This window comes from Brachybacterium sp. AOP3-A1-3 (assembly GCF_052378285.1).
In the GTDB taxonomy this organism is placed as follows: domain Bacteria; phylum Actinomycetota; class Actinomycetes; order Actinomycetales; family Dermabacteraceae; genus Brachybacterium.
The window spans coordinates 36,754-55,189 of sequence record NZ_JBQSXM010000008.1; the positions used below are offsets into that span (position 1 = coordinate 36,754).

Here is an 18,436-nt window from a genome sequence, read left to right on the forward strand (position 1 = left end):
CCCCACCCGGGCCGGGACCGCCTCCTCCTGATCGCTCGGCCGATGATCTCGGCCGTCGCCGACGGAAGCGAGAGATGTGAAGCTCGAACTGCGCGGGATCACGAAGACCTTCGGGTCCTTCGTGGCCAATGACGCGATCGACCTGGTCGTCGAACCCGGGGAGATCCACTCCCTGCTGGGGGAGAACGGCGCCGGGAAGTCCACCCTGATGAACGTGCTGTACGGGCTGTACCGACCCGACGGCGGCCAGATCGTCATCAATGGGAAGCCCGTCTCCTTCTCCGATCCCGGTGACGCCATGGCGGCCGGCATCGGCATGGTCCACCAGCACTTCATGCTGGTCCCCGTCTTCACGGTGGCCGAGAACATGGTGCTCGGCCACGAGCCGACCAAGGGCGGCCTGCTCGACCTGGGTGCGGCCCGCAGGCTCGTGCGGGAGATCTCCGCGCGCTTCGGCTTCGAGATCGACCCCGACGCCCTCGTCGAGAACCTCCCCGTCGGCGCGCAGCAGCGCGTCGAGATCATCAAGGCGCTCAGCCGTCGGGCCGAGGTGCTCGTGCTGGACGAGCCCACCGCCGTGCTGACCCCGCAGGAGACCGACGAGCTGATGGCGATCATGCGTCAGCTGCGGGACGAGGGCACCTCGATCGTCTTCATCACCCACAAGCTGCGCGAGGTCAAGGCGGTCTCCGACCGCATCACCGTGATCCGTCGCGGCAAGGTCGTCGGCGAGGCGGATCCCTCCGCGGACCAGGCGGAGCTCGCCTCCCTCATGGTCGGCCGCCAGGTCTCCCTCGCCCAGGACAAGATCGAGGCGACCCCGGGCGAGATCGCCCTGCAGGTCACCGATCTGCGGGTGACGGACGACGCCGGCGTGCGCACCCTGGACGGCGTCACCTTCGACGTCCGTCATGGCGAGGTGCTCGCCATCGCCGGCGTCCAGGGCAATGGGCAGACGGAGCTCGCCGAGGCACTCCTGGGCCTCGAGGACACCGTGCACGGCTCCGCGACCCTGGAGGGTCGTGAGCTCGTGGGCCGCAGCACCAAGCAGGTGCTCGACGCCGGGGTCGGCTTCGTCCCCGAGGACCGCACCCATGATGCCCTGATCCCGGACTTCTCGGTCGCCGAGAACCTCGTGCTGGACCAGCACGACCGCCCGCCCTTCGGCAGCGCCGTCGCCATGTCTCTGCGGGCCGTGCGGGAGAACGCGGAGCGGCTGATCCCCGAGTTCGACGTGCGCACCCAGTCCGCCGACTCCGCCGTCTCCGCGCTGTCCGGCGGCAACCAGCAGAAGGTCGTGATGGCCCGCGCCCTGCACCGCGAGCTCACCCTGCTGATCGCCTCCCAGCCCACCCGCGGCGTCGACGTCGGTTCGATCGAGTTCCTCCACCGTCGGATCCTCGACGAGCGGGACAAGGGCACCCCCGTCATCATCGTCTCGACCGAGCTCGACGAGGTCACCCAGCTCGCGGACCGCATCGCCGTGATGTACCGCGGCCAGATCCTCGGGATCGTGCCCGGGGACGAGGACCGCGACGTGCTCGGCCTGATGATGGCCGGCTACACGGTCGACGCCGCCCGTGAGGCCGTCGCCGCCGGCGCGCGCACCACCGACTCGCAGCTCGCCGACGAAGGAGAGATCGTATGACCGCCGTCGTCGACCCCGAGAACACCGGCTCCGCCCCGGGAGTCGGGGCCGGGAGCAACGACTCCCCGCCGCCGCCCGAGCAGCAGGCCGAGGACCGACTGCGCGGGACCCTGCAGAAGATCGCACGCGGCGACCTGCTCGTGGTGGTCATGAGCTTCGTCTTCGCCTTCCTCATCGGCTCGGTGCTCATCGTCATCGCCGACGTCGAGGTGCGGGAGACGCTCGGGTATTTCCTGGACCGTCCGTCCGACGCCGTGACCGCGATCTGGCAGTCGGTGACCCAGGCCTACGGGGCCATGTTCCGCGGGGCCGTGTTCGACGGCGTCGGGTACTCCCGGGTCGCCGATGACCTCCGCGCTGCGGGCGGGAGCGGAACCTACGTCCTCCTCCCCGCGCTCGCCGCAGGCCTGCGACCGCTCACCGAGACCCTGACCGTCGCCACCCCGCTGATCATCGCGGCGGCAGGCATGGCGGTCAGCTTCCGTGCCGGGCTGTTCAACATCGGCGGCACCGGCCAGCTCATCGTGGGCGCGATGGCCGCCGGATACATCGGCTTCAGCTGGGACCTGCCGATCGTCGTGCACCTGCTGATCGCCCTGGTCGGTGGTCTGCTCGCCGGTGCGCTCTGGGGCGGCATCGCCGGCTTCCTCAAGGCGCGCTTCGGCGCCAACGAGGTCATCAGCACGATCATGCTGAACTGGATCGCCACCTATCTGCTGTTCTTCGCGCTCAAGACCGCAGCCTTCACAGGAGCCAACCAGTCGCAGCCGACCTCCCCCTCGGTCTCCGACTCCGCCGTCCTCCCGCAGCTGCTCGGCTCCGGCTTCCGGCTGCACGCCGGTTTGTTCCTCGCCGCCGGCGCCGCCGTGCTGCTGTGGTGGCTGATGAGCCGCTCCACGCTCGGCTTCCAGTTCCGGGCCGTCGGCTCCAACCCCCGTGCCTCACGGGTCGCCGGCATCTCCCCGTCCCGTACCGCCTTCCTGGTGCTGACCGTCGCCGGCGGGCTCGTCGGGCTCGCCGGCGCCGTGCACGTGCTGGGCACCGAGAAGCGGCTCACCGAGGGCGTCGCCGGCAGCATCGGCTTCGACGCCATCACGGTCGCTCTGCTCGGGCGGTCCGGACCGGTCGGAGTGGTCCTGGCCGGTCTGCTGTTCGCCGGCCTGTCCACCGGCGGCCGCTTCATGGAGAGCAGCCAGGGCGTCCCGCTGGACCTCGTGCAAGTCATCCAGGTCCTCGTGGTGCTGTTCATCGCGGCCCCGCCCCTCGTGCGCACGCTGATCGGCCTGCGCCGCATCGACCACCCCTCCTCAAGGGCACGAGTGCGCACGGCCCGACGGACGACGGCCGGCAGCGCGTCGATCTCGAACTCGGCGTCGACCTCGACGACTTCTCAGCCGTCGGCGTCGTCGGCGGATCCCGGGACGAGCGTGGCAGGTGATCTCCCGCCGGACGGCACCCCGGAGGGATCGACCGACCGCTCACCCGAACCCCGGGGACGTCACGCGGGAACGCCCCGCGACTCCGGCGCTCCGTCTCCCGATGCCCCCTCCTCCGACTCCACGCCGCGGACAGCACCCTCCGCCGGTGAGGGCGAGGATCCCACCGACGCGACGGGAGACCAGCGATGACCGCGACACCCACCGTGGCCCCGGACGATTCCGAGGTCCAGAAGAAGGTCACCGACGAGCGCCCCGACAGCTGGTGGCACCTCCCGGTCACCACCACCGTGCTCGGCCTCATCGCGCTGGTGTTCTTCGGACTGCGCGGCGTGCCCGGCGCGGAATCCTCGTTCGCGCTGGCTCGTGAGAGCGACCTCAACCCCCTCGGACTGGTCCCGGAACGGATCACCGTGCCCTCCATCGGTGGGGCCGTCGCCCTGGCCGTGATCGCGCTGGCGGCGTCAGCAGCGCTGTGGGTGCTCCATGCCCGCGCCGCACGTCCCCGGCCCGCCGCACGCATCGGCCTCATCGCCGTCTTCGCCGTGAGCTGGATCCTGGCTTTCATGACCTGGGTGATCTCCGAGCGCGCCCTGGACGTGGCGACGCTCCTCCAGGGCACCCTCGCCCTCGCGGTCCCTCTCGCCTTCGGCGCCCTGTCCGGTGTGCTCTCCGAGCGCGCAGGAGTCATCAACATCGCGATCGAGGGGCAGCTGCTGTTCGGGGCGTTCGGTGCAGCGCTCGTCGGCTCCCTCGCCGGGAGCGCCTGGGTGGGGCTGATCGCCGCACCGCTCATGGCCCTGGTGATGGGCGCTCTGCTGGCCATGTTCGCCGTCGGCTACCGGGTGCAGCAGATCATCGTGGGCGTGGTCCTGAATGTGCTCGCCATCGGCGTCACCTCGTTCTTCTTCGGCACCGTGATGCGGCAGAACCCGGGGCAGTTCAACTCGCCCCTGCGCCTGCCGACCCTGCGCATCCCGGTCCTCGCGGACATCCCCGTGATCGGCCGTGTGCTGTTCGAGCAGAACGTCCTGGTGTACCTGATGTGGATCATCGTCGCCGGCCTCACGGTCGCCCTGTTCCGCACGCGCTGGGGGCTGCGCGTGCGCGCCGTGGGCGAGCATCCGCGCGCCGCGGACACCGTCGGCATCCCCGTGAACCGCACCCGCTGGATCAACGTGATGCTCGGCTCCGCCGTCGCCGGGCTCGGCGGCGCCACGCTCACCATCGGCACCGGGGTCGCCTTCGGCGAGGAGATGTCCGCCGGCAAGGGGTACATCGCCCTCGCCGCGATGATCCTGGGTCGTTACCACCCCGTGGGCGCTCTGCTGGCCGCGCTCACCTTCGCCTTCGCGGATTCCCTGCAGCTGCGCCTGGGCACGATGTCCGCCGCGGAAGGGGGAGTCTCCATCCCGGGCGACTTCCTCCTCATGCTCCCGTACATCGTCGCCCTGTTCGCCGTGGCCGGCGTCGTGGGCCGTGTACGGGTCCCGGCGGCCGACGGTGTCCCGTACGTCAAGCAGTGAGAGAGCCCCGCAGTGAGCACCCCGACGAGCAGTGAGACCATCGACGTATGAGCACCTCACAGACCGCCGGCACCGACCCCACGGGCACCGGAGCGGACATCGATGCGGAGGATGACGTCGACTTCACGGAGCTGCTCGCCGCGGCCCGCGAGGTCGCCGAGCACGCCTACGCACCGTACTCGCGCTTCCGGGTGGGAGCGGCCGGCCTCACGACCGACGGCCGACTGGTGCGGGGCTGCAACGTGGAGAACGCCGGCTACGGCGTCACGCTCTGCGCGGAGTGCGGCATGATCAGCGAGCTCGTCGCCGGGGGCGGCGGGCGCCTCTCGCGCTTCGTCTGCGTGGGCGGGGACGAGCACCTTTCTCGCGAGGAGCGCGCCGTGGTGATGCCCTGCGGGCGCTGCCGGCAGCTGCTGTCCGAGCACGCCGCCGAGGACCTCGTGGTCCTCACCCCCGAGGGCTCGCGGACCATGGCGCAGGTGCTGCCCCAGGCCTTCGGCCCCTCCGACCTCCAGATGTGAGCAGGCGGCAGCAGGTGTGAGCAGGAGGCAGCGCCGGCCAGAACCGATTCCAGCCCAGCACCCAGCAGAACCCAGCGAGACCCAGCAGGTCCCAGCGAGACCCAGCAGAGCCCCGCCGGGATCTGATCTCACAGACCACTCCCACACGACGATCCGACCTCCCCGCGATTCCAGGAGACCTTCCATGACCACTGCACCCGCCGGTTCGACCGGAACCTCTCCCGCCGTGGAGCCCTTCGACGTCGTCGACGTCATCCGCACCAAGCGCGACGGCCAGGCGCTCGCCGACGGCCAGATCGACTGGGTGATCGACGCCTACACCCGCGGCGTGGTCGCCGAGCAGCAGATGGCGGCGCTCGCGATGGCGATCTTCCTGCGCGGGATGGAGCGGTCGGAGATCGCCCGCTGGACCCACGCGATGATCGCCAGCGGCGAGCGGATGGACTTCCAGGCGCTGTCGAAGCCGACGACGGACAAGCACTCCACCGGCGGCGTGGGCGACAAGATCACCCTGCCGCTGGCACCCCTGGTGGCGAGCTTCGGGGTGGCTGTGCCGCAGCTGTCGGGCCGCGGCCTCGGCCACACCGGCGGCACCCTGGACAAGCTCGAGGCGATCCCGGGCTGGCGCGCGGATCTCAGCAACGCCGAGATGATGGCTCAGCTCGAGAGCGCCGGCGCCGTGATCTGCGCCGCCGGCTCGGGCCTCGCTCCGGCCGACAAGAAGCTCTACGCCCTGCGCGACATCACCGGGACCGTCGAGGCGATCCCGCTGATCGCCAGCTCGATCATGTCCAAGAAGATCGCCGAGGGCACCGCCGCGCTGACCCTGGACGTGAAGACCGGAGCCGGTGCCTTCATGAAGGACGAGGCGGATGCGCGCGAGCTCGCGCGCACCATGGTGGAGCTCGGCACCGACGCCGGAGTGCACACCGTCGCGCTCCTGACCGACATGTCCGCGCCGCTGGGCCGCACCGCCGGGAATGGTCTCGAGGTGCGCGAGTCCCTCGAGGTGCTCGCCGGCGGCGGCCCGGCGGACATCGTGGAGCTCACCTGCGCCCTGGCCCGCGAGATGCTGGATGCGGCCGGGGTGCACGACGCCGACGTGGAGGCCGCACTGGCCGACGGTCGCGCGATGGACTCCTGGCGCGCGATGATCGCCGCCCAGGGCGGGGACGTCGACGCTCCGCTGCCGGTCGCGAAGCACGTCGAGGAGCTCCGGGCCACCGAGGACGGGGTCGTCACCGGGCTCGACGCGATGGGCGTGGGTGTGGCCGCCTGGCGACTGGGCGCCGGCCGCTCCCGCCCGGGGGAGGCCGTGCAGGCCGCCGCCGGGGTGGAGATCGAGGCGCACATCGGCGACGAGGTGAAGGCCGGCGACGTCCTGGCCCGTCTGCACACCGACACCGCGGAGCGGATGCCTCGGGCGCTCGAGTCGATCGACGGCTCCTGGACCCTCGCCGCCGCCGGCACCACGGTCCCGCCGCGGAAGATCGTGATGGACCGCATCGCCTGAACGCATCACCTGAGTGCTGAGCGCTGAGCGCTGAGCTCTGGGCTCTGGGCTCTGGGCTCTGGGCTCGACGCGCCGGCCGCTGGGAACTGAGCTCTCTGGGCCCAGGCCTACAGCGCGCGGAGTGCCGGCAGGATGTGCTCGACCATGAGCGGGGCCAGCCGGGCGCCGGTGCCGGGCTCGTCGATCCGCACCCAGCGATGATCGGCGAGCTCGGCCTGCACCACGAGCGGATCGGGCAGCGGGATGCGGGACGTGAACACCGTCGAGCGCACCATCGTGTTCGGCTCGTTCGCGGCGACCGCCTCGAAGTCGCCGAGCGGTGCGAGGTCCTCGGGAGCAAGCGTCACGCCGATCTCCTCGGCGACCTCGCGGATCGCCGCCTCCAGGGCGCTCTCGCCCGGCTCGAGCTTGCCACCGACCTGCATATAGGAGCCGGTGCCTCGCTTGCGCACCGCCAGCACCTCGGTGCCGTGCTCTCCCTCGCGCAGGAAGCACACCGCCGTGATCCGCAGGACGTCCCCGGCACGTGAGGGGTGGGCGTGCCGCTGCTCGCAGTCCGCGACGCCCGTGAGGCGGTGCAGCCACCGGGTCCCGGCGTGCAGGCCCTCGGGGCGCATCCCGGCGCGGACCCAGCCGTCGAGATCGGCGCGCTGATCCCGGGCGAGCCCCCATCCCCGGCGCAGCAGCGTCAGCGGTGGCTTGCGGTTCTGGCGCAGGTCCCTCACGAGGCGCAGGGCGAAGACGACCGGAGTGGGGCGGTGCAGCACGATGGCGTCGGCCAGCAGTCCGGCCGCCGCGAGCGGGGCGATCAGCTCGGCGGCGAAGATGCCCTCGGCGATGATCAGCGGCGCGTCCCCGGCCACGAGTCGCGTGGTCCCGGTGCGGCGCGAGGCGGAGATCGAGTACTCGGGGACCTCGGCGGCGCCGTCGTGGGCGAGGGCCGTCAGCGCCTCGAGGGCCGCGCCGGCGTTCCAGGAGGCGGGATCGTCCCAGTCCACGATGCCGAAGCGGTGGGGGAGGCCGGGATCATCGTGCTCGCGGTAGAACTCGTCGAGCCCGAGGACGGGCAGTCCGGATCGGCGCGACATGACGCCCTTGCCGCTTCCCGACGGGCCGGCGAGCAGGACGATGCGGCGCGGCGTGCGGGGCAGGGCTGGCGCGATGGTCACGACCGTCGATTCTAGGCGCTCGGGGGAGCGCAGAGGCCTGCCTCGCAGGCATCGCGGCGTTCCTGTGATGGTCTCCTCAGGAAGCCGTTCGTGGGAAGATCTCTCCATGACCACTCTCGATCGCGCACAGCTCGCACCCCTCATCGATCACACGCTCCTCAAGCCCGAGGCCACCCGCGCGGACGTCGACGCACTCGCCCGCGAGGCCGAGGAGCTCGGCACCTACTCGATCTGCGTCTCACCGTCGATGCTGCCCGTGGAGACCACCGTGAAGGTCGCGACCGTGTGCGGGTTCCCGTCCGGCCAGCATGCGCCGGCGATCAAGGCCGCCGAGGCCGCGGACTCCGTGGCCAAGGGCGCCGACGAGGTCGACATGGTCCTGAACGTGGGACTCGCGCGCTCCGGGGAGTTCGCCGCCGTCGAGGACGAGATCCGCGCCGTGCGCGAGGCCGCCCCGACGCCTGTCGTGCTCAAGGTGATCATCGAATCCGCCGCGTTGGAGGACGAGCAGATCGTCGGCGTCTGCGAGGCCGCCGAGCGTGCCGGCGCCGACTTCGTGAAGACCTCCACGGGCTTCCACCCCGCCGGGGGAGCGAGCGATCACGCCGTGCAGCTGATGCGCGCCACCGTGGGCGACCGCCTCGGGGTGAAGGCCTCCGGCGGGATCCGCACCCGTGAGGCCGCCGAGGCGATGGTCGCTGCTGGCGCCAGCCGCCTGGGCCTGTCCTCCTCGAAGGCCATCCTCGAGGGCGGCAGCGGCACCGGGTACTGAGCCGTGACCGCGACGCTCCGGGCCAGACGCCGGCTTCCGCGCGCAGCGAGCCTTGCCCTCGCCGGGCTCGTGGTGCTCTCCCAGGTGCTCCTGGGCGTCGCGAATCCTGCCGGGGCCTGCGCCTGCGGAGCCTTCATCGACCCGGTCGGGCAGCGCACCGAGTCTGCCGTTCTGCAGGAGACGGCTGTGCTCTCCCTGCGGGACGGCACGCAGAGCATCGTCATGGGACTTCAGCTGGATACGGAGCGCACCGGCTCGACGCTGTTGATGCCCACCCCATCCGTCCCCGAGGTCAGCGCCGCGCAGTCCGGCACCCTGCGGGAGATGGCGGCGGCGACCGCTCCACGCGAGGTCGTCGAGTACGACATCTGGGGCGACTTCCCGTTCCTCGCCGGCAGCGGGGAGGGCGGTGCGCCCGGGGCGGGCGCAGGGGCACCGGCGGTGACCGTCCACGAGCAGGCCCGTATCGGGAACTACGACGTCGCCGTGCTCGGCGGGGAGGCCGACGGGGTGCGCGACTGGCTCGGCGAGAACGGCTACGACCTGGCCGATCCGGTCTCCTCGTTGATCGACCCGTACGCCCAGGAGGACTGGACCTTCACCGCGGTCCGGTACGCGGAGGACGCGGTGCTCAGCGGGGACGTGGAGCCGTTGCGGTTCGACTTCGCCACCGACGAGCTGATCTACCCGGCGCGTTTCTCCCACGCCGCACAGAGCACTCAGCACATCCAGCTCTTCGTGCTCTCCGACGAGCCCGTGGAACGCACCGACGACTCAGCGGGGAAGCAGCAGGTCGAACGTCCATGGATCGGGGACCCCACCCATCACGACTGGGCGTGGTCCGACGCCACGCTGCGGGAGCTCGTGGGGGAGGACCTTCCGGAGGATCCGGAGTCCGGTCTGCAGGACGACCAGAACCGGATCGTCACCGAGTTCTGGATCTCCGGCGAGCCGGAGTCCTTCACCACGGACCTGACCTTCGGAGCAGATGCAGAGGCGGAGTGGGAGATCCCCACCTACACCACGACCGAGACGGTGACAGTGGCCGGGATCCCGGTCGGATACCTGCTCGTCGCCGCGGGGATCGTCACCCTGCTGGCACTGCTCGGGTCGCTGATCGCGATCCGGAGCGCCAGGCGCTCACGATCGCTTCTGCGCCAGGAGCGCGCTCAGTCCTGAGAGGGCTGAGCGCGCTGCGCCCTCGGGCTGCCCGAGACCCCTCAGGCCAGTCCGAACTCCTTCAGGCCAGTCAGAGCTCCTTCAGGACAGTCAGAGCTCCTTCAGGACAGTACAGGCGCCCTCAGGCCTGCCCGAGCACTCCGCGCAGCTCGTCCTTCAGCTGCGCCAGGCGCTCGCCGGCATGCTGACGGATCGCCGCCATCTCCGTGGCGGACGTTCCCGCCGGAACGTCCTGGACGACCTCCAGATAGCACTTGAGCTTCGGTTCGGTGCCCGAGGGTCGCACCACCACGCGGGTGTCCTCCGCGCTGAGCAGCAGCATCCCCTCCGTGGGCGGCAGACCGGTGCTGGCCACGGATCCCTCGGAGAGGTCCTGGGTGGTGACGACGTCGGAGCCCAGCAGGTGCGCGGGCGGCGCGGAGCGCAGCTGCTGCATCATGGCTGGGATCTCGGCGAGGTCCTGCACCCGGATGGACAGCTGCGAGGTCGCGTACAGCCCGTGCGCCGCGGCGAGCTCGTCGAGGCGGCCGATCAGCGTGGTGCCCTCCGCCTTCGCGAGCGCCGCCATCTCCGCGACCATCAGTCCTGCGGAGAGGCCGTCCTTGTCACGCACCACCGCGGGGAGCACGCAGTAGCCGATCGCCTCCTCGTAGCCGAAGACGATGCCGGGGGCGCGGGCGATCCACTTGAAGCCGGTCAGCGTGGTGGGGGAGTCCACGCCGGCGGCCTCGGCGACCTTGCCCAGCCAGCGGCTGGAGACGATCGATCGGGCGAAGGCGCCGCGATAGCCGTGCCGGCGGATCAGGTGGTCTCCCAGCAGCACCCCCAGCTCGTCACCGGTGAGCATCCGCCAGTCGCCCAGGTGCGGGTCGAGCACGGCGGCGGCGCAGCGATCCGCGTCGGGGTCGTTCGCGATCACCACGTCGGCCTCGACGGTGCGGGCGAGCTCGAGCGCCAGATCGATCGCCCCGGGCTCCTCGGGGTTGGGGAAGGCGACCGTGGGGAAGTCCGGATCGGGATCGGCCTGCTTGGCGACCGTGTGCACCTCGGCGAAGCCGCTGCGGTGCAGCGCCGCGAGCGCCGTCTCGGTGCCCACGCCATGCATCGCCGTGTGCACGATCCGCACGTCCCGGGGCCCGTCGAGATCGGGGAGGGTGCAGATCGCCGCGAGATAGTCCTCGCGCAGCTGCTCGCCCAGCAGCTCCCAGCCGGCGTCGGCCACCGGGATGTCCAGCACGGGGCCGACGGCGGCGATGCGCGCGGCGATCTGTCCGTCCGAGGGCGGCACGATCTGCACACCCTGCCCGTCCCTCTCCTGCGCCCGGCCCCCGAGATAGACCTTGTACCCGTTGTCGGCCGGTGGGTTGTGGCTCGCCGTGACGACGATCCCGGCGTCGGCGTCCAGGTGGCGCACGGCGAAGGCGACCAGCGGCGTGGGGCCGGAGCGCTCCAGCAGCTGCACGCGGCAGCCGGCCGATGTCATGATCGCGGCGGAGCGTCGTGCGAAGTCCTGCGAGTTGTAGCGGGCGTCGTAGCCGATCACCACGAGGGGCTCCCCGAGTCCGAGGTCGCCCAGGAGATGGTCGGCGAGGCCCCGGGCGGCGCGTGAGACCACCGCGAGGTTCATCCGGTTCGGACCGGGCCCCATCCGTCCGCGCAGACCGGCCGTGCCGAACTCCAGGTCTCCGGAGAAGGCATCGGTGATCTCGTCGATCGCGGGCTCCCCGCCGGAGGCGGCCTGCTCGAGCAGCGAGGTGAGCGCGGAGCGCGTCGCCGGACCCGGATCGTCCGCGAGCCAGGCCTCGCCGCGCTCGCGCAGAGCAGGATCCAGCGCGGTCATCATGCCTGCGCCCCGGAGGCCGACGGGTCCGAGGAATCCGACGTGCTGGAGGAATCCGACGAGTCCGAGGAGGCGGCGCCGCCGGTGATGCGGCGGACGGTCTCGGCGAGCAGCGCCGAGATGCGTGGGCCCGCGTCCCGGCCCGCCTCGAGGACCTCCTCATGGCTGAGGGCCTGGGCGCTGATCCCCGCAGCGAGGTTCGTGACCAGGGAGATCCCGAGCACGTCCATCCCGGCCTCGCGGGCGGCGATCGCCTCGAGCGCAGTGGACATGCCGACGAGGTGGGCCCCGATGGTCCGGGCCATCCGCACCTCGGCCGGGGTCTCGTACGTCGGCCCTTGGAACTGCATGTAGACGCCCTCGTCGAGAGACGGGTCGACCTCCCGGGCGATGTCGCGCAGCGCCGGGGTGTACAGATCGGTGAGGTCCACGAAGTTCGCGCCCGACAGGGGAGTGGCACCGGTGAAGTTGATCTGGTCGCTGATCAGCACCGGGGTGCCGGGGGTCCAGGACGGGTCGATGCCGCCGCAGCCGTTGGTCAGCACCATCGTGCGAGCACCGGTGGCCGCGGCGGTGCGCACGCCGTGCACCACGGCGCCCACCCCGGCTCCCTCATAGAAGTGGGTGCGGGCACCCAGGACGAGCGCCCGGGCACCGCTGCCCTCCACGCGGATCGAACGGAGCGTGCCGATGTGGCCGGCGACGGCCGGCGGGCGGAATCCCGGGATCGTGGTGGCGTCGGCCTGCCAGACGGTCTCCCCGAGCAGGTCCGCGGCGCCGGCCCAGCCGGACCCGAGCACCAGGGCGAGATCATGGGTGGCCACCCCGCTGGCCTCGGCGATCGCGGCGGCGGCGTCGCGGGCGAGCAGGTACGGGTCAGAGGCGGTTTCAGTCATGGATCGAAGGTAACGCAGCGAGCCCCTGCACAACACCGGAACCGGGCCCCCGTCGAGCCTTCTGAGACACAATGGAGACGTGAGCGATCCCAGCACTGCCCTTCCGTCGGACCCCCATCGAGTGACCCGTGCCGGTGACCGCACGCGGGTCGTGATCATCGGCGGCGGCCCGGGCGGCTACGAGGCCGCCCTGACCGCCGCCCGCCACGGCGCCGACACCGTGCTGATCGAGGACCGGGGGCTCGGCGGTGCCGCGGTGATCACCGATGTCGTCCCCTCCAAGACACTCATCGCCACCGCCGATGTCCTCGACCAGGTCGCCACCTCCCAGGAGCTCGGCATCCGCCAGGCCGACGACGGCTCGGCCCCGGGCACCGGAGCCCTGACCGTGGACCTCGCGGCCGTCAACGCCCGGGTCCAGCGGCTCGCGACCGCGCAGTCCGAGGACGTCCGCGCCTCCCTGCGCGAGGCAGGGGTGCGCGTGATCGAGGGCCGCGGCCGCCTGCGGGGACCCTCGACCGTCGAGATCCGGGACGGCGCGGGGGAGGACGCCGCCGTGCTCGATCCGGCCTGCGAGGCGGACGTGATCCTGCTCGCCGTCGGTGCCCGACCCCGCGAGCTGGACTCCGCCCCCTGCGACGGGGAGCGGATCCTGAACTGGACCCAGCTCTACAGCCTCGAGCAGCTGCCCGAGCACCTGATCGTCGTCGGCTCCGGAGTCACCGGCGCCGAGTTCGCGAGCGCCTACCGCGCCCTGGGCAGCGACGTCACCCTCGTCTCCTCCCGCCAGAAGGTGCTGCCCGGCACCGACGGCGACGCCGCCGACGTGCTCGAGGAGGCCTTCGCCCGCCGCGGCGTCACGGTGCGCTCACGAACCCGCGCCGCGTCCGCGCACCGCACCGAGGACGGGGTGGTCGTCACCCTCACCTCGGGGGAGGAGATCGCCGGCAGCCACGTGCTGATGGCGCTCGGCGGGATCCCCTGGACCGGGGACCTCGGCCTCGAGCAGGCCGGGGTTCGGGTGAAGGACAGCGGTCACATCGACACCGACCGCGTCTCCCGCACCAGCGTGCGGGGCATCTACGCCGCCGGCGACTGCACCGGGGTGTACCCGCTCGCCTCGGTGGCCGCGATGCAGGGGCGCATCGCCATGCATCACGCGCTCGGCGATGCGGTCTCCCCGCTGATCTCCGCGCAGGTGTCCTCGGCGATCTTCACCAGCCCGGAGATCGCGGTGGTGGGCGTGAGCGAACAGGACGTCGCCGACGGGGTCCTCTCCGGCGAGGTGCTCGTGCTGGGCCTGGACACCAACCCGCGCGCCAAGATGCAGGGGCTGAGCGAGGGCTTCGTGAAGCTCATCGTGCGCTCCGGGTCGCACACCGTGATGGGCGCCGTGGTGGTGGCCCCGCGGGCGAGCGAGCTGATCCTGCCGTACACGCTCGCTGTCGCCCACCGGCTCACGGCCGAGCAGGTCGCCGGGACGTTCACCGTGTACCCCTCGCTCACGGGGTCCTTGGCCGAGGTGGCGCGACGGGCGAGCCAGACCGGCACCGACTGAGGCCGGTCCGGCACCGACTGAGGCCAGACCGGCACCGGCTGAGGCGCCGTCCGCTGCCGGGTCGGGTCGAGGTCAGTCCTCGATGGAGCAGAGCACGGCGCCCGCGGAGACCGTCGCCCCGATCTCGGCACCGAGCCCCTTGAGGACGCCGGAGCGGTGCGCGGTGATCGGCTGCTCCATCTTCATCGCCTCGAGCACGACGAGCAGGTCGCCGTCGGAGACGCTCTGGCCCTCCTCGGCGACCACCTTCACGATCGTCCCCTGCATGGGGGCCGTGACCGCGTTGCCGTTGGCCGCGGACTCCCCGACGGACTTGTGCTGGCGCTTGCGGCGCGAGCGCACGGCGGCCTGCGGTGCACGCAGCGAGGCGGGGAGGCTGATCTCGACCCGGCGGCCGTCGACCTCGACCACGACGGCCTCACGGTCCTCAGCCTCCTCGGGCTGCGACGGCAGCGGGGCTGCGGGGAGGTCGTTGTCGAACTCGGTCTCGATCCAGCGGGTGTGGACCGTGAACGGCTCGTCCGGATCCTCCGGGGCGAAGGCAGGATCGGCGACGACGGCGCGGTGGAAGGGGATCACCGTGGGGATCCCCTCGACACGGAACTCGGCGAGGGCACGACGGGAGCGCTCGAGCGCCTCCTGGCGGGTGGCCCCGGTGACGATGAGCTTGGCGAGCATCGAGTCGAAGGCGCCGGAGATCTCGTCGCCCGCGCGCACACCGGAGTCGACGCGCACGCCGGGACCCGAGGGCAGCTCGTACCGGTGGATGCGGCCGGGGGCCGGCATGAAGCCGCGGCCAGGATCCTCGCCGTTGATGCGGAACTCGAAGGAGTGGCCGCGCGAGGCCGGGTCCTCGGAGCTGATGGTGCCGCCCGCCGCGATGCGCAGCTGCTCGCGCACCAGGTCCACGCCGGCGACCTCCTCGGTGATCGTGTGCTCGACCTGGAGGCGGGTGTTGACCTCGAGGAACGAGATGGTGCCGTCGATCCCGACCAGGAACTCGCAGGTGCCGGCGCCGATGTACCCGGCCTCGCGCAGGATCGCCTTCGAGGAGGACACCAGCTGCGCGTTCTGCTGAGCGGTGAGGAAGGGCGCGGGCGCCTCCTCGACGAGCTTCTGGTGGCGGCGCTGGAGCGAGCAGTCACGGGTGGAGACGACCTGGACGTTGCCGTGCATGTCCGCCAGGCACTGGGTCTCGACGTGCCGGGGCGAGTCGAGGTAGCGCTCCACGAAGCACTCACCGCGTCCGAAGGCGGAGACCGCCTCGCGGACCGCGGAATCGAACAGCTCGCGCACCTCGGACTCCTCGCGGGCGACCTTCAGGCCGCGACCGCCGCCTCCGAATGCCGCCTTGATGGCGATCGGCAGACCATTCTCCCGGGCGAAGTCGACGACCTCGTCGGAATTCTGGACGGGATCCTTGGTGCCGGCCACCAGCGGTGCCCCGGCCTTCTGCGCGATGTGCCGCGCCGAGACCTTGTCGCCGAGCTTCTCGATGGCCGACGGGGGCGGCCCGATCCAGGTGAGCCCGGCGTCGGTGACGGCCTGGGCGAAGTCGGAGCGCTCGGAGAGGAAGCCGTAGCCGGGGTGGATCGCGTCGGCGCCGGAGCGCTTCGCGATGTCCAGGATCTTGTCGACGACCAGGTAGGAGCTCGCGGCGGTGGTGCCGCCGAGGGCATAGGCCTCATCGGCGATCTGCGTATGCAGCGCATCGCGATCGGGGTCGGCGTACACGGCCACGGAGCGCAGCCCGGCGTCCCGGCAGGCCCGAGCGATCCGCACCGCGATCTCTCCACGGTTGGCGATCAGCACCGTGGACAGCGGGCGGGGCTTGGAAGAGCGTGCGGGCATGAGGGAGGGTTCCTTCCGGGAGTCAGCAGTGGCCGAGTCTAGTACCGAGTGCGCTCAGGCGGACGCAGGGTCGGGCATGGTGCCTGGTGAGTCGGTCGCTGCAGCCGTGGGCAGTGCGGAGTCCCACAGCTCATGGATGCCGACCCCGATCTCTCCCAGCAGGCGGCGCAGCAGCGGCAGGGACAGGCCGACCACGGCATGAGGGTCCCCGGAGACGCCCTCGATGAAGGGGCCCGCCAGACCGTCGATCGTGAATCCACCGGCCACGCCGAGCGGCTCGCCGGTGGCGACGTACGCCTCGATCTCCTCGTCGGACAGCTGGGCGAAGGTGACCTCGCAGCTCGCCGTGGCGCCGAAGGTGGCTCCGGTGCCGCCGTCCTCCTCGTCGCGGTCGTCGACCAGCCAGTGACCGGAGTGCAGGATGCCGGAGCGCCCGCGCATCGCCTGCCAGCGGGCGATGGCCCGCTCCGCCGTGTGCGGCTTGCCGATCACCTCGCCGTCGAGCTCGAGCATCGAGTCGCAGCCGAGGACCACATAGCCGCCGTCGCTGCGGGACGTCGCCGCCACGGCCTTCTCGCGGGCCAGCAGGAGCACCTCGTCGGCCGGCGTCAGGGCGTCCTCCGGGGCCCCGGTGGCGGCGGCCCGCTCGCGGGCGGCCGCCAGGATCGCGTCCTCGTCCAGGTCCACCGGGAGGGTGCCGTGCTCGATCCGGGCGGCGCGCAGCGTGGCGCGGCGGCCGGCCGAGGCCGAGGCGAGCAGGAGCAGCGGATCGTGGTCGGGGGACGGCTGCTCGGAGACCTGCTCCGTGGTGTACTGCTCAGCGGTGTTCTTCTCCGGGGTCGTCATGACAGGGCTCCTTCGAGGACGGACAGCGGCAGGCTCCCCAGCTCGAGGGCCCGACGGTGGAATTCGCGGGCGGGCTGGACGGACTGCTCGCGCAGCTGTTCCCAGACCCGCTGGCCGATCTTGTAGGACGGCGCCTGACCGGGCCAGCCCAGGTAGCGGTTCAGCTCGAAGCGGCGCTCCGCCTCGGTGACTCCCCAGTGGGCGGTCATGAAGTCCCAGGCGGTGTCATAGGTCCAGTCGCCGCCGGCGGATCCGGCGAGACCCTCCGGCATCGGCAGGCCGACGTGGAGACCGATGTCGAGCACGACTCGACCAGCTCGCAGGCGCTGCGCATCGAGCATGCCGAGCCGGTCCCCGTCGTCCGAGAGATACCCGAGCTGGTCCATCAGACGCTCGGCGTACAGGGCCCAGCCCTCGCCGTGCCCGGAGACCCAGCACATCATCGCGCGCCAGCGGTTCAGAGTGGAGGCCTGCATGGTCTGGGTGCCGACCTGCAGGTGATGGCCGGGGACGCCCTCGTGGTAGACCGTCGTGGTCTCCAACCAGGTGTGGAACTCGGTGGTGGTCGCCGGAACGTCCCACCACATGCGGCCGGGCCGCGTGAGGTCCTCGCTGGGGCCGGTGTAGTAGATGCCGCCTGAACCGGTGCGGGCGATGCGGCATTCCAATCGACGCAGCGGATCGGGGATGTCGAAGTGGGTGCCGGCGAGCTCCTCGATGGCGCGATCGCTGAGCTCCTGCATCCAGCTGCGCAGCGCCTCGGTCCCGTGCAGGATCCGGGCCGGGTCGCTGTTCAGGCTCTCCTTCGCGGCCTCGACCGAGCTCCCGCCGCCGTTGCCGTGGCGGTCGTTGATCCGTCGCGCGACCTCCTCCTGCTCGGCGACGACCGCGCGGAGCTCGTCGATGCCCCAGGCGTAGGTCTCGTCGACATCGATCTCGGTGCCCAGGAAGGTGCGCGAGGACAGGAGGTAGGCGTCGCGGCCCACGGCATCGGCCTCCGGGGCGCGCTGGACCAGGGAGGTCAGCTCCTCGGCGAGGGAGAGATAGCCGTCGGCCGCGGTGCGGGCCGCCGCGGCGACCCGGTCGCGCTGGGCGTCGTCGCCCTGCGCCTGGGCGGCGAACTCCGCGAAGAACCCGTCCTTCGCCGCGAATCCACGGGCCTGCTCGGCGCCGAGCAGCAGCTGGCGGCGGGCGGAGACCACCCCGTGGTCCGCAGCCTCCCGGAGGGACTGCGCCCAGCTGGACAGCGACCCGGGCATCGCGTCCAGGCGCTGGGCGATCACCTGCCAGTCGTCGGCGGTGTCGGTGGGCATCTGATCGAGCACATCGCGGGACTGCAGCGGGGAGGCGAGATTGTTGACGGTCGCGATGTCCAGGCGCCGCTCGGCGCGTTCGATCTCGAGGCCGAGGCGCTCGGTCAGCGCGGCGCGGGTGACGGCGTCGGTGTCGTCCTCGTCGAGGACGGTCGAGAGCGAGGCCAGCAGGTCGCGCGCCGCGTCGGTCCGTGCCGACACCGCCTCCGGGGAGTAGTCGGTGACCTCGGTGTCGTGCCCGGCGATGCCGAGCTCGGTGGCCAGGAACGGGTCCAGTCGGACGCTGAGATCGACGTAGTCGTCGGCGAGGCGGTCCAGGGCGGACGCCGTGCGCGCGGGCTGGGGAGAGGGGGTCTCGGGCATGTCCG

The 18,436-nt window shown here is 71.8% G+C and carries 14 protein-coding genes; 8 read left to right on the plus strand and 6 right to left on the minus strand.

Translation table 11 applies throughout. From position 1 onward, the window contains the following. Window positions 1–76 precede the first annotated feature (76 nt). The 5 genes from ACT3T5_RS12025 to ACT3T5_RS12045 all read left to right on the plus strand — a co-directional run bounded on the left by ACT3T5_RS12025 (window position 77) and on the right by ACT3T5_RS12045 (window position 6,644). Window positions 77–1,648 (plus strand): ABC transporter ATP-binding protein, encoded by a 1,572-nt coding sequence (locus ACT3T5_RS12025; protein ID WP_444577840.1) that lies wholly within the window; start codon window positions 77–79, stop codon window positions 1,646–1,648. Continuing rightward, window positions 1,645–3,276 carry an ABC transporter permease gene (locus tag ACT3T5_RS12030; RefSeq protein WP_444594444.1) on the plus strand — a complete coding sequence of 544 codons (1,632 nt, stop codon included), beginning with the start codon at window positions 1,645–1,647 and terminating at the stop codon, window positions 3,274–3,276. The genes ACT3T5_RS12025 and ACT3T5_RS12030 overlap by 4 nt, the downstream gene beginning before the upstream one ends. Next, on the plus strand, window positions 3,273–4,610 hold the full coding sequence (locus ACT3T5_RS12035; protein WP_444594445.1) for an ABC transporter permease: 1,338 nt from the start codon (window positions 3,273–3,275) through the stop codon (window positions 4,608–4,610). The genes ACT3T5_RS12030 and ACT3T5_RS12035 overlap by 4 nt, the downstream gene beginning before the upstream one ends. Before the next feature lie 47 nt (window positions 4,611–4,657). Further along, the gene (locus ACT3T5_RS12040; RefSeq protein ID WP_444594446.1) at window positions 4,658–5,131 is read left to right on the plus strand and encodes a cytidine deaminase; all 474 of its coding nucleotides are present in this window, start codon (window positions 4,658–4,660) and stop codon (window positions 5,129–5,131) included. Between the two features lie 184 nt (window positions 5,132–5,315). Continuing rightward, complete coding sequence (locus ACT3T5_RS12045) at window positions 5,316–6,644, plus strand: thymidine phosphorylase (RefSeq protein ID WP_444594447.1); 1,329 nt, start codon at window positions 5,316–5,318, stop codon at window positions 6,642–6,644. Window positions 6,645–6,751: 107 nt separating this feature from the next. Here ACT3T5_RS12045 and ACT3T5_RS12050 read toward each other — a convergent pair whose 3' ends face one another. Continuing rightward, window positions 6,752–7,813 (minus strand): NUDIX domain-containing protein, encoded by a 1,062-nt coding sequence (locus ACT3T5_RS12050; protein ID WP_444594448.1) that lies wholly within the window; start codon window positions 7,811–7,813, stop codon window positions 6,752–6,754. Between the two features lie 106 nt (window positions 7,814–7,919). On the opposite strand from ACT3T5_RS12050, the gene deoC reads away from it, so the two are divergent. Both deoC and ACT3T5_RS12060 read left to right on the plus strand, forming a co-directional pair. Beyond that, a complete protein-coding gene (deoC, locus tag ACT3T5_RS12055; protein ID WP_444594449.1) occupies window positions 7,920–8,585 on the plus strand; it encodes a deoxyribose-phosphate aldolase in 666 nt (221 codons plus the stop codon). Between the two features lie 3 nt (window positions 8,586–8,588). Continuing rightward, window positions 8,589–9,764: a DUF2330 domain-containing protein gene (locus ACT3T5_RS12060; RefSeq protein WP_444594450.1), complete on the plus strand. Its 1,176-nt coding sequence runs from the start codon at window positions 8,589–8,591 to the stop codon at window positions 9,762–9,764. A 121-nt stretch (window positions 9,765–9,885) separates the two neighbouring features. Here ACT3T5_RS12060 and ACT3T5_RS12065 read toward each other — a convergent pair whose 3' ends face one another. Both ACT3T5_RS12065 and ACT3T5_RS12070 read right to left on the minus strand, forming a co-directional pair. Next, window positions 9,886–11,604, minus strand: coding sequence for a phospho-sugar mutase (locus ACT3T5_RS12065; RefSeq protein ID WP_444594512.1), 1,719 nt, complete (start codon window positions 11,602–11,604; stop codon window positions 9,886–9,888). Further along, window positions 11,604–12,500 (minus strand): purine-nucleoside phosphorylase, encoded by an 897-nt coding sequence (locus ACT3T5_RS12070; protein WP_444594451.1) that lies wholly within the window; start codon window positions 12,498–12,500, stop codon window positions 11,604–11,606. Before ACT3T5_RS12070 ends, ACT3T5_RS12065 begins: the two co-directional genes overlap by 1 nt. A 79-nt stretch (window positions 12,501–12,579) precedes the next feature. On the opposite strand from ACT3T5_RS12070, the gene ACT3T5_RS12075 reads away from it, so the two are divergent. Next, window positions 12,580–14,058 carry an NAD(P)H-quinone dehydrogenase gene (locus ACT3T5_RS12075; protein ID WP_444594452.1) on the plus strand — a complete coding sequence of 493 codons (1,479 nt, stop codon included), beginning with the start codon at window positions 12,580–12,582 and terminating at the stop codon, window positions 14,056–14,058. A 72-nt stretch (window positions 14,059–14,130) separates the two neighbouring features. On the opposite strand, the gene ACT3T5_RS12080 is transcribed toward ACT3T5_RS12075, so the two are convergent. Genes ACT3T5_RS12080 through ACT3T5_RS12090 form a run of 3 tightly spaced genes read right to left on the minus strand, consistent with a single transcriptional unit; the run spans window position 14,131 to window position 18,431 of the window. Then, window positions 14,131–15,909 carry an acetyl/propionyl/methylcrotonyl-CoA carboxylase subunit alpha gene (locus ACT3T5_RS12080; protein WP_444594453.1) on the minus strand — a complete coding sequence of 593 codons (1,779 nt, stop codon included), beginning with the start codon at window positions 15,907–15,909 and terminating at the stop codon, window positions 14,131–14,133. A gap of 54 nt (window positions 15,910–15,963) precedes the next feature. Further along, the gene (locus ACT3T5_RS12085) at window positions 15,964–16,755 is read right to left on the minus strand and encodes a Maf family protein (RefSeq protein WP_444594454.1); all 792 of its coding nucleotides are present in this window, start codon (window positions 16,753–16,755) and stop codon (window positions 15,964–15,966) included. Further along, entirely contained in the window at window positions 16,752–18,431 is a 1,680-nt protein-coding gene (locus tag ACT3T5_RS12090) for a DUF885 domain-containing protein (RefSeq protein WP_444577850.1), read from the minus strand. Before ACT3T5_RS12090 ends, ACT3T5_RS12085 begins: the two co-directional genes overlap by 4 nt. Window positions 18,432–18,436 lie beyond the last annotated feature (5 nt).